11 protein-coding genes are annotated in these 10723 nt (G+C 67.8%); 4 read left to right on the forward strand and 7 right to left on the reverse strand.

The window, feature by feature from the left end; translation table 11 throughout:
* Window positions 1-4: 4 nt before the first annotated feature.
* Entirely contained in the window at window positions 5-1237 is a 1233-nt protein-coding gene (locus WC493_RS13685; protein WP_373066088.1) for a cytochrome bc complex cytochrome b subunit, read from the reverse strand.
* 10 nt (window positions 1238-1247) lie between these two features.
* Window positions 1248-1796: a ubiquinol-cytochrome c reductase iron-sulfur subunit gene (petA, locus tag WC493_RS13690; protein ID WP_373066089.1), complete on the reverse strand. Its 549-nt coding sequence runs from the start codon at window positions 1794-1796 to the stop codon at window positions 1248-1250.
* A 141-nt stretch (window positions 1797-1937) separates the two neighbouring features.
* Between petA and WC493_RS13695 the strand changes: the two genes are divergently transcribed.
* Genes WC493_RS13695 through WC493_RS13705 form a run of 3 tightly spaced genes read left to right on the forward strand, consistent with a single transcriptional unit; the run spans window position 1938 to window position 4287 of the window.
* A complete protein-coding gene (locus WC493_RS13695) occupies window positions 1938-2405 on the forward strand; it encodes a tRNA (cytidine(34)-2'-O)-methyltransferase (RefSeq protein WP_373066090.1) in 468 nt (155 codons plus the stop codon).
* Window positions 2402-3244 (forward strand): oxygen-dependent coproporphyrinogen oxidase, encoded by an 843-nt coding sequence (gene hemF, locus WC493_RS13700; RefSeq protein ID WP_373066091.1) that lies wholly within the window; start codon window positions 2402-2404, stop codon window positions 3242-3244. The genes WC493_RS13695 and hemF overlap by 4 nt, the downstream gene beginning before the upstream one ends.
* On the forward strand, window positions 3235-4287 hold the full coding sequence (locus WC493_RS13705) for an AbrB family transcriptional regulator (RefSeq protein ID WP_373066092.1): 1053 nt from the start codon (window positions 3235-3237) through the stop codon (window positions 4285-4287). The genes hemF and WC493_RS13705 overlap by 10 nt, the downstream gene beginning before the upstream one ends.
* Here the strand turns inward: WC493_RS13705 and WC493_RS13710 are convergent.
* Genes WC493_RS13710 through WC493_RS13720 form a run of 3 tightly spaced genes read right to left on the reverse strand, consistent with a single transcriptional unit; the run spans window position 4231 to window position 6540 of the window.
* Window positions 4231-4731, reverse strand: a complete 501-nt coding sequence (locus WC493_RS13710; protein WP_373066093.1) for a low molecular weight protein-tyrosine-phosphatase — start codon at window positions 4729-4731, stop codon at window positions 4231-4233. The genes WC493_RS13705 and WC493_RS13710 overlap by 57 nt on opposite strands.
* Window positions 4732-4744: 13 nt before the next feature.
* Window positions 4745-5575, reverse strand: coding sequence for an aldo/keto reductase (locus tag WC493_RS13715; protein WP_373066094.1), 831 nt, complete (start codon window positions 5573-5575; stop codon window positions 4745-4747).
* A 56-nt stretch (window positions 5576-5631) separates the two neighbouring features.
* Entirely contained in the window at window positions 5632-6540 is a 909-nt protein-coding gene (locus tag WC493_RS13720; RefSeq protein WP_373066095.1) for an AraC family transcriptional regulator, read from the reverse strand.
* Between the two features lie 121 nt (window positions 6541-6661).
* Between WC493_RS13720 and WC493_RS13725 the strand changes: the two genes are divergently transcribed.
* Window positions 6662-7558: an SDR family oxidoreductase gene (locus tag WC493_RS13725; RefSeq protein WP_373066096.1), complete on the forward strand. Its 897-nt coding sequence runs from the start codon at window positions 6662-6664 to the stop codon at window positions 7556-7558.
* A gap of 8 nt (window positions 7559-7566) precedes the next feature.
* On the opposite strand, the gene WC493_RS13730 is transcribed toward WC493_RS13725, so the two are convergent.
* Entirely contained in the window at window positions 7567-9753 is a 2187-nt protein-coding gene (locus WC493_RS13730) for a phosphocholine-specific phospholipase C (protein ID WP_373066097.1), read from the reverse strand.
* Window positions 9754-9770: 17 nt separating this feature from the next.
* A partial coding sequence (locus WC493_RS13735; protein ID WP_373066098.1) for a phospholipase domain-containing protein occupies window positions 9771-10723 on the reverse strand: 953 nt, incomplete at its 5' end.

Genomic DNA, 10723 nt, shown 5'->3' on the forward strand with positions numbered 1-10723 from the left:
CTCCTCAACCGTGGGCCTTGTCGCCGAGCACCGCCTTGGCGATGGACTCGGGGACCGGCAGCGGTTTCTCGAACCAGGAAATCAACGGCACGATGACCAGGAAGTGCGCGAAGTAGTAGAGCGAGGCGATGCGGCCGACCAGGATCCAGATCCCCTCCGCCGGCTGGGAGCCGACATAGCCGAGGATCAGACCGTCGATCACCAGGAGCCAGAAGGCCTGCTTGTAGATCGGACGGAACTTGGCCGAACGGACCTTCGAGAAGTCGAGGTAGGGCATGAAGAACAGGATGACGATGGCGCCGCCCATGGCGATGACACCGCCGAGCTTGTCCGGCACCGCGCGCAGGATCGCGTAGAACGGCAGGAAGTACCATTCGGGCACGATATGGGCGGGGGTCACCAGCGGGTTGGCCTCGGTGTAGTTGTCCGGATGGCCCAGGTAGTTCGGATCGAAGAACACCCAGTAGGCGAAGAACAGCAGGAAGACCGAGAGGCCGAACATGTCCTTCGCCGTGTAATACGGGTGGAAGGGCACGGTGTCCTGTTCGCCCTTGATCTCGATGCCGAGCGGGTTGCTCGACTTCGTGGTGTGCAGCGCCCAGAGGTGCAGGAACACCACGGCGCAGATCACGAAGGGCAGCAGGTAGTGCAGCGAGAAGAAGCGGTTCAGCGTCGCATTGTCGACCGAGAAGCCGCCCCACAGCCAGGTGACGATGCTCGTACCGACGCCGGGGATGGCGCTGAACAGGTTGGTGATCACGGTGGCGCCCCAGAAGGACATCTGGCCCCAGGGCAGCACGTAGCCCATGAAGGCGGTCGCCATCATCAGCAGGAAGATCACGATGCCGAGCCACCACAGCAGCTCTCGCGGGGCCTTGTAGGACCCGTAGTAGAGGCCGCGCAGGATGTGGATATAGACCACGACGAAGAACATCGAGGCGCCATTGGCATGCGCGTAGCGCAGCAGCCAGCCGTAGTTCACGTCGCGCATGATGTGCTCGACCGAAGCGAAGGCGAGCGTCACATGCGGCGTGTAGTGCATCACCAGGACGATGCCGGTGACCAACTGGGCGACCAGCATGAAGCCGGCCAGCGAACCGAAGTTCCACCAGTAGTTCAGGTTGCGGGGAGCGGGATAGGAGACCAGGGCGCCGTCGAGGGTCGAGATGATCGGAAGCCGGGCCTCGATCCACTTGACGATCTTGCTGTTGGTCTGGAAGGGGGTCGAAGAGCTCATGAAAGGGTCCTCAGCCGATCTTCACTTTGGTGTCGGACAGGAACTGATAGTCCGGGATGGCGAGATTGGCCGGGGCGGGCCCTTTGCGGATGCGGCCCGAGCTGTCGTAGTGCGAGCCGTGGCAGGGGCAGAACCAACCATCGTAGTCACCCTGCTGGCCGAGCGGGATGCAGCCGAGGTGGGTGCAGACGCCGATCATGACCAGCCACTGCTTGTGGTCCGGCTTCACGCGCTGGTCGTCCGACTCCGGATCGCGCAGCTCGGCCAAGTTGACCTCTTCGGCCTCCTTGATTTCCTTTGCCGTGCGGTGGCGGATGAACACAGGCTTGCCGCGCCATTTCACCGTCAGGCTGGCGCCCTCGGCGATCTTGGAGAGATCGACTTCGATCGAAGAAAGGGCGAGCACGTCGGCCGCCGGGTTCATCTGGTCGATCAGCGGCCAGACCACTGCACCCGCTGCCACCGCACCAAGCCCCATGGTCGCGACATAGAGAAAATCGCGCCGGGTAGCCTGGCCCGACCCGTGTACGTCGTGGCCGGCTGAGCTGGACGTCGCCATCAATAGCCCCTCATGGATTACGAGAAATCTGGCCCTCTTAGTGGCATTCAAAATCCTGATTGTCCAGCACCCCGCGACTTGTGACACGATGCCGCACGAAGTTTGCAGCGCCCCGTTGCACGCCGATCTATAAGGGTGGCCATGCGCCTCGCCCTCTATTGTCCGGACATTCCGCAGAACGCGGGGACCATGATCAGAACGGCGGCTTGCCTGGGGCTCGGGGTCGATGTCATCGAGCCTTGCGGCTTCACTTTCTCGGATGCGTCGCTGCGCCGGGCGGGCATGGACTACCTCGCACGTGCAGCGATTCGCCGCCATGTCGACTTCGCGGCCTTCGACCAAAGCCGGAAGGCGGAGGGCGGCCGCCTGGTCCTGCTGACCACTTCCGGCGACCTTCCGCCGCACCGCTTCGCCTTCCGGCCGGACGACATCCTCCTGGTCGGACGCGAGAGTGCCGGCGTGCCGGAAGCGATTCACGCCCTCGCCGATGCCCGGATCCGCCTTTCCATGGTGCCGGCCGCGCGCAGCTTGAATGTCGCCGCCGCTGCCGCCATGGTCCTGCACGAAGCGCTTCGCCAGACCGACCAGTTGCCCGGAACCGAGAATTGACCGAAGACCTGAAGACCCGCGCCACCGCCTGGTTCGAGAGCCTGCGCGACCGTATCTGCGCCGCCTTCGAGGCCCTGGAAGACGCCCATGCCGGCGCCTTCGCGGACCGCCCGGCCGGCCGCTTCGAGCGCAAGACCTGGGAAAGGCCGGGCGGCGGCGGCGGCGTCATGTCGGTCATGCACGGCCGCGTCTTCGAGAAGGTCGGCGTCAACGTTTCGACCGTCGCCGGCACCTTCAGCCCCGAATTCGCCAAGAATATCCCCGGTGCCAGCGAGAGCGGCCAATTCTGGGCCAGCGGCATCAGCCTGGTCGCCCACCCCTGCTCGCCCCTGGTGCCGGCCGCCCATATGAACACGCGGCGGATCGAGACCAGCCTCGGCTGGTTCGGCGGCGGCGGCGACCTCACGCCGACCTTTCCCATTGCCGAAGACACCGAAGCCTTTCACGACGCCTTCAAGGCCGCCTGCGACCGTTTCGACGCGGGCTATTACCCGCGCTTCAAGAAATGGTGCGACGACTATTTCTTCCTGCCCCACCGGGGCGAGGCGCGCGGCGTCGGCGGCATCTTCTACGACAATCTTTCGAGCGGCGACGCGGAAGCGGATTTCGCCTTCACCCGCGCGGTCGGCGAAGCCTTCCTCGAGGTCTATCCGAAGCTGGTCGCCCGCCACATGGATGCGCCCTGGACGGCGGAACAGCGCGAAGCCCAGCTCGTGAAGCGCGGGCGCTACGTCGAGTTCAACCTGCTCTACGACCGCGGCACCACCTTCGGCCTGAAGACCGGCGGCAATACCGAGGCGATCCTCATGTCCCTGCCGCCAGAGGTGAAATGGCCCTGACGGCCGGGCTTCGCTGGGCCGGCCTGGTCGCCCTCTCGGCGGCCGGGGTCCTGTTGCTCGAAGCCTTGCACCTGCCGGCGGCCCTGCTGATCGGGCCGATGGTGGCGGGTGTCGTCCTCGCCGCCCGGGGGATCGAGATCAAGGTCCCGCCCCTGCTCTTCCTGCTCGCCCGGGGTGTCGTCGGGGCCATGATCGCAACCGCGATCAAACCCTCGATCCTGGGCGAGATCGCCGCCGACTGGCCGATCTTCGCGGCCGGCGTGTTCTCCGTCCTGGCCGCCTCGACCGGGCTCGGCCTGCTGCTCGCCCGGGGCCGGGTGCTGCCCGGCACCACCGCGGTCTGGGGCTCGACACCAGGCGCTGCGACCGCGACCGTGCTGATGGCGGAAGCCTTCGGCGCCGACGCCCGCCTTGTCGCCTTCATGCAATATCTCCGGGTCGCCCTGGTCGCCGGAGCGGCGGCGATCGTGGCCCGCCTGGCCGCGGTCGAAGGGACGGCGCCGCCGGGGCCGGACTGGCTCGCCCCGCTCGACTTCGCGACGCTGGGGCCGACTCTCGCGCTGATCCTGCTCGGCGCCATTGCGGGCCAGCGCCTGCGCCTGCCGGCCGGTCCCTTCCTGCTGCCCATGGTGGCGGGCGCCGTGCTCCAGGGCTTCGACGTGATGACGATCGCGATCCCGCCCCTGTTGCTCGCCCTTTCCTATGCCGTGATCGGCTGGGGCATCGGCCTGTCCTTCACCCGGGCGATTCTCGGCCATGCGCTGCGGGTGCTGCCGCGGGTGCTTCTGTCGATTCTCTCGCTGATGGCGATCTGCGGCGGCTTCGCGGGGATCCTGATGCTGGTCGCCGGGGTCGATCCGCTCACCGCCTATCTGGCCATGAGTCCGGGCGGCGCCGACACGGTCGCCATCATCGCCGCCTCGGCCCATGTCGACGCGCCCTTCGTCATGGCGATGCAGATGGCGCGTTTCCTGGTCGTGCTGGCGCTAGGGCCGGCGCTGGCGCGTTTCGTCTCCAACCGGGCCGGACTCCGCGCCGAATAGGCGAAGCAGGCCCTCGGCCCCGGCGGTGACCTCGGCCCAGGTCTGCTCGAAGGCGGAAAGATCGCCGTAATAGGGATCGGCCACCGCCTGCCCCTCCCGCCCCGGCACATGATCGAGCAGGAGCGTGAGCATCGCCGTGGCGTCGACCGGCCGGCGCGCCTCGAGCGCCGCCAGATTGCCATGGTCGAGGGCGACGACATGATCGAACAGGCGGAAATCCTCCTGCGTCACCTGGCGCGCGCGGAGATCGCCGATCTCGACTCCGTGCCGGCGCGCCACCTTCTGGGCTCTCCGATCCGGCGGCTCGCCGACGTGCCAGCCGCCGGTCCCCGCCGAATCGACCGTGAGGTCGACGCCGACCCGGCGCGCCTGGTGGCGCAAAGCTCCCTCGGCCATGGGCGAGCGACAGATGTTGCCGAGGCAGACGAAGAGCACAGAAGGCAAGCGCTCGCTCCGCTCAGAAGTTCGCGGTCAGGGGATCGGGACCGATGCGGCCGTCCTCGGCGTCCAGGGCATCGATCGCTGCGCAGTCGTCTTCGCCGAGGGTGAAGTCGAAGACGGCGAAATTCTGCTCGATCCGGCTCGGCGTCACCGATTTCGGGATGGCGATCCGCGCGCTGTCGAGGTGCCAGCGCAGGATGACCTGGGCCGGGGTCCGCCCGTGCTTGGCCGCGATCTCGCCGATCACCGGATCGTTCAGCAGCGTGCCCTGGCCGAGCGGGCTCCACGCCTCGGTCGCGATACCGAGCGAATCGTGGAATGCCTGCAATTCCTTCTGCGAGAAGCGTGGATGCAACTCGACCTGGTTCAGCACCGGCACCACGCCGCTTGCGTCGACGATACGGCTGATGTGCTCCGGCATGAAGTTGGAGACGCCGATCGAGCGGACCTTGCCGTCGGCGCGCAGCCGCACCAGCGCCCGCCAGGTCTCGACATAGAGCCCCTTGGCCGGCGCCGGCCAGTGAATCAGATAGAGATCGACATAGTCGAGGCCGAGGCGCGCCAGGCTCCGCTCGCAGGCGGAGAGCGTCGTGTCATAGCCCTGCTTGTCGTTCCACAGCTTGGTGGTGACGAAAATCTCCTCGCGCGGCACGCCGGAGGCGCGGATCCCCTCGCCCACGCCGCGCTCGTTGCCATAGATCGCGGCAGTGTCGACATGGGCATAGCCGGTGACGAGCGCATGACGCACCACGGCCGCCGCATCCTCCTCCGGCGTGCGCCAGACGCCGAGGCCGAGCTGCGGGATCCGGTTGCCGTCGTTCAGGGAGATCAGAGGCTGGTCGGTCATGGTCGCTTCCGTCGCTGATCGAGGCCCGTCATTTGAGCCGCAGGTGGCGGTCCGCGTCAACGCGGGGCGGCCTGCCCGTAGCGGCGCGGCGTGCAGCCCATCACGCGCTTGAAGGCGGTGGCGAAGGCGCTCTCGGACTCATAGCCGAGGGCGAGGGCGACGGCCGAGACCGGATCGCCCCGCCGGGCCAGCCGGTCGCCCGCGAGCGCCATGCGCCAGCGCGTCAGATAGTCGATCGGTGGAACCCCCACCGTCGCCTTGAAGCAGGCGGCGAAGCTGGAACGCGACATGCCGACGTGGGCCGCCAGCTCCTGCAAGGTCCAGCGCCGAGCCGGATCGTCGTGCATGGCGCCGATGGCGCGCCTCATCCGCCGGTCGGCCAGGGCCGAGAGCCAGCCGGTCCCGCCCTCCGCCCCGTTGGCGAGATGGCGGCGCAGCGCCTCGACCAGAACCATATGGGCGAGGTGGCTGATCACCAGGTTGCCGCCCGGCCGTTCGACGCTCAGTTCCTGCATCATGCGCTCGACCGCCTGGCGCAGGGCCGAGGATTCGGCGTCACCTGCGATCACCACGATGGGCGGCAGCATGTCGAGCAACAGGTCGGCTTGCGGACCGTCGAGCACGAAGCGGCTGCTGACCGCCAGGAACTCGCCCCCGCCGCCATGAGTGACCACGCCGCCCCGCCGCGCCGGCGGGAACACGCCCTGCGCCTCGACCGGGTCGAGCGCCAAGTCGCTCGCCATCACGAAAGGCAGGCCCCGGGGCAGCAGGAAACAATCGCCCGGGCCGAGGTCGACCGCCGCCCCCGCCACCGCCAGCCAGCAGCGGCCGGTCACCACGGCGCCGCATTTGATCGTCCGCGCCTGGCCGGCGAAACGGATCGACCACGGACCGGCCGCGTCGAAGCCGGCCGAGAGCAGGTTGCGCGGCGCGAGAAGGGACAGGAGATCGGAGAGCGGATCCATGGATTCGGACGCACGCGAAGAAATGGTGGACGAGCCAGCATAGATCGTCCCGCCACCCGGCCCTATCCCCTTTCTGTCCGGCCCGACACCGGCCCGGCGCTTCTGCCGAAGGAGGATTGCCATGCGTGTTTTCGTCACCGGAGCCAGCGGCTTCGTCGGCTCGGCCGTCGTCCGTGAACTGCTCGCCGCCGGCCATGCCGTGCTCGGCCTCGCCCGCTCGGACCAGGGGGCGGCAACCGTCGCCGCCCTCGGCGCCGAAGTGCACCGTGGCGACCTGGACGACTCGGATAGCCTGCGCCGCGGGGCCGCCGCCGCGGACGGCGTGATCCATACCGCCTTCAACCACGATTTCTCGACATTCGCCGACAATTGCGAGGCCGACCGCGGCGCCATCGCCGCCCTGGCGGACGGGCTGGACGGCTCTGCCCGGCCGCTGATCGTCACCTCGGGCACCGGGATCCTGCCCCAGGGCCACTTGGCGAGCGAGACGACGACGCCGGCCGCGGGCGCGGCTCGGCATCCCCGCACCGCCTCGGAAGAGGCCGCGGATGCAGCCCGGGCAAGGGGCGCCAATGTCTCGGTGATGCGCCTGCCGCCCTCGGTCCACGGCCAGGGCGATCACGGCTTCGTGCCGCTGCTGATCGGCCTCGCCCGCCAGAAGGGCGTCGCCGCCTATGCGGGCATGGGCGACAACCGTTGGGCCGCGGTCCACCGGCTGGACGCGGCGCGGCTCTTCCGCCTGGCCCTGGAAAATCCCCAGCCGGGCGCCCGCTATCACGCGGTGGCGGAGGAAGGCGTGCCCTTTCGCGCCCTGGCCGAGGCGATCGGCCGGCGCCTCTCCGTGCCGGTGACGAGCTTGGCCCCCGCAGAAGCGCAGGCGCATTTCGGCTGGTTCGCCCATTTCGCCGCCCTCGACGTTCCCGCCTCCAGCGCCTGGACGCGGGAACGCTTCGCCTGGCAGCCCGAACAACCGGGCCTGCTCGCCGACCTCGACCAGCCCTGCTACTTCGAGGGTTGAAGCCGCCGTCAGGTCCCGGCGATCTCCTTCATCACGTCGGCCGGATCGGAGATGCTGTCATGCCCCGTTTCCATCCGGCCGGCGAGACGACGGCTGAAGCTCGTGCCGTCGCCCAGCACCACAGTATAGTCGTACCAGTTACCCCACCCCTTGAGCGAGCGGACGATCAAGCTGCTGGTGCCCGCCGCCACGGTCTTGGTCAGGCTGTAGCTCTCGTAAGCATTGGACGAGAGCGAGAGTGTAACCGCCGTCTTGCCACGGTTGACCAGCTTGAGGGCGATTGACTGTGCCGCCGCGTTATAGATGCAGGCGACCTCGGGACGGGGTTGGAGCGGGCCGCCCGGCAGGTTGAAATCGCCCTTGAAATGGCGGTGGAAGCCGTTCGGGCCGAGCACCCAGAGATCATAGGACGACTGTCCCGCATCCGGTGTCCAGCGGGCACTCATGCTCATGCCAGCCTCGACCATGTAGCGCCGCGGCACGCGGTCGAGATGCAGCTTGTCGTAGACGTGGAACACGGCACCCGCCTTGCCATTGTTGGCGAAAGCGAGGCCGACCGACGCGGCCGACACGGTGGCATCGACCTGGAGCACATAGGGCAGCGCGCGGGACGGCCGGATGCCGACCTCCTGCTGCGGCGCGCTCTGGGCCGATGCGTCGGGCACTTTGACCGCCAGGCTCAATTCCTGGGCGATGCGGATGGTATCCGCCTTCGCCCGGGTACGGCTCGGCAGGCTCGGCACGGCTGCGTTCGGATTGACGAAGTCGAAGCACGAGGTGAGATCACCGCAGATCGCACGCCGATAGGCGCTGATGTTCGGCTCCTTCACCCCGAAGCGCGCCTCGAGGAAGCGCAGCACCGAGGTGTGGTCGAAGACTTCGGAATTGACGTAGCCGCCCTTGCTCCAGGGCGAAACGACCCAGCAGGGCACACGCGGGCCGGGACCATAGGGCTGTCCGTCCGGCGTCGGCTGGCTCGAGGTGCCGGCCGGGGCCGGGTGGTTGAAATATTCGGAGGCCATCTGACCGACCGCCATGGTCGAACCGCCGGCCGGCGAGCCGTCGGCATTGAAGGAATAGGCGGTCGGCGGCGGGACATGATCGAAAAAGCCGTCGTTCTCGTCGAAATTGACGATCAGCGCCGTCTTGGACCAGACCTCGGGATTGGCGGTCAGGGCCGCCAGCGTCTGCTGTACATACCAGCCGCCCTGCACCGGCGCGGACACCGCGGGATGTTCGGAATAGAAGGTTGGCGCCACGATCCAGCTGACCTGGGGCAGCTTGCCGGCACTCACGTCGTCGGCGAATTCCTGCAGCATACCGCCCTTCGGCATGGTGTTGCCGACGCCCTTGTAGAGCGGCGCCTTGGCGTCCTGGCTCTCCTGGTAGGGAATGAAGGGAAAGCCGCCGAGGACACCGATATTGCCGACCGCCTCGGAGGCAGCGCGGAAGGTCTTGAAGCCGGCCAGCGGGTTGTCGGTGAAATTGTCCGGCAGGTTCTGATAGACCTTCCAACCCACCCCGGCCGCCTGCAGCCGCTCGGCATAGGTGGTCCAGGCATGGCCCTGCTTCGAGCTGCCGAGACTGTCCCATTCGTTCACCACGATGGCGACACCGGACCCGGTCGGTCCGTTGGTGCCGGTCCAGTGGAACAGACGGTTCGGATTGGTGCCGGCGTGGATCGCCGCATGATAGGCGTCGCAGACGGTGAAGGCGCGGGCCAGGGCGAACTGGAAGTCCAGTTCCGCCTCGGTGTAATAGCCCATCGACCGGTCCTTCTTGTAGGTCGGCCAGGCGGTCATGCGGCCGTTGTCCCAGGCCTGATGGGCGTCGGGCCAGGTATGCGGCACCGACTGCACACGCTGCGCATTGCCCGCCTTCGAATCCAGATGATAGGGCATGACGATGCGGGTGCCGTTGGTCTGCTGGTAGACGCTGAGGCCACCGGGCAGCGGGATGGTGAAGCGGTCGCCGAAACCACGCACCCCGGCATAGGTACCGAAGTAGTGGTCGAAGGCGCGGTTCTCCTGCATCAGGATCACCACGTGCTCGACGTCCTTGATCGAGCGCGTGGCATTGTTCGCCTGAATCGCCAGGGCCTGACGGATCGAGGGCGGAAAGGCGGTCGAGGCCGCGGCTATGCCGGCCACCGCGGCGCCGGACTTCAAGAAATTGCGGCGGTTCGTATCGGTCATGCTCGAGCCCTCGCCCCTCAGCCGGCGGATGCCAGCACGGCCAGCACCCGGGCCGGATCGGAAACGCTGTCCTTGCCCGTCTCCACGCGACCGGCATAGCGACGGCCGAAACTGTCGCCCGCGAGCGCGGCCACGGTCAGGTCGTACCAGTTGCCGGCGGCGCGAACGCTGCGCGCCACACTGACGGTCTGGCCGACGGCGAGCGTCCGCCGCACGGAATAGACCTCATAGGCGTTGGCGGTCACGGCGACGACGAAGGGTCGCTTGCCCGTGTTGGTCATGGTCAGAGTCACCGACTGGCCGGCCGGGTCGTAGGTCATGGCGACCTCCGGATGGGCGCGCAAGTTGCCGCCCGGCAGGTTGAAGTCGCCCCAGAAATGCCGGTGGAAGCCGTTCGGCCCCAGGACCCAGAAGTCGTAATGGGTCTGCCCGGCGTCCACCGCGATGGTGTCCGACAGGCTCTTGCCCGCCTCGACCATGTAGCGCCGGGGCACGCGGTCGAGATGCTGCTTGTCGTAGACGTGGAAGACCGCGCCGACCAGGCCCTTGTTGACGAAGGAAAGGGTGACGTTCTTCTCGCCGACGCTGGCGTCGGCAAACAGCGTATAGGGCAGCGCGCGCGACGGGCGGATGCCGATTTCCTGATCCGGCGCGGTCTGGTCCGCCTCGGCCGGGGTCGGGATCTGGTCCTTCTGGTCTTGCTGCAGGCGGATCCAGTCGGCCGAGACCCGGCTGCGGCTCGGCAGCGTCGGCACCGTGGCGTTCGGGTTGAGGAAGTCGAAGCAGCTCGTCAGATCGCCCGAGACGGCGCGACGATAGGCGCTGATGTTCGGTTCCTTCACGTCGAAGCGGGCTTCGAGGAAACGCAGCACCGAGGTGTGGTCGAAGACCTGGGAATTGACCCAGCCACCCTTGCTCCAGGGCGAGACGATGTAACAGGGCACGCGCGGGCCCGGGCCGTAGGGGCGGC

Source organism: Zavarzinia sp., from assembly GCF_041650655.1.
In the GTDB taxonomy this organism is placed as follows: domain Bacteria; phylum Pseudomonadota; class Alphaproteobacteria; order Zavarziniales; family Zavarziniaceae; genus Zavarzinia.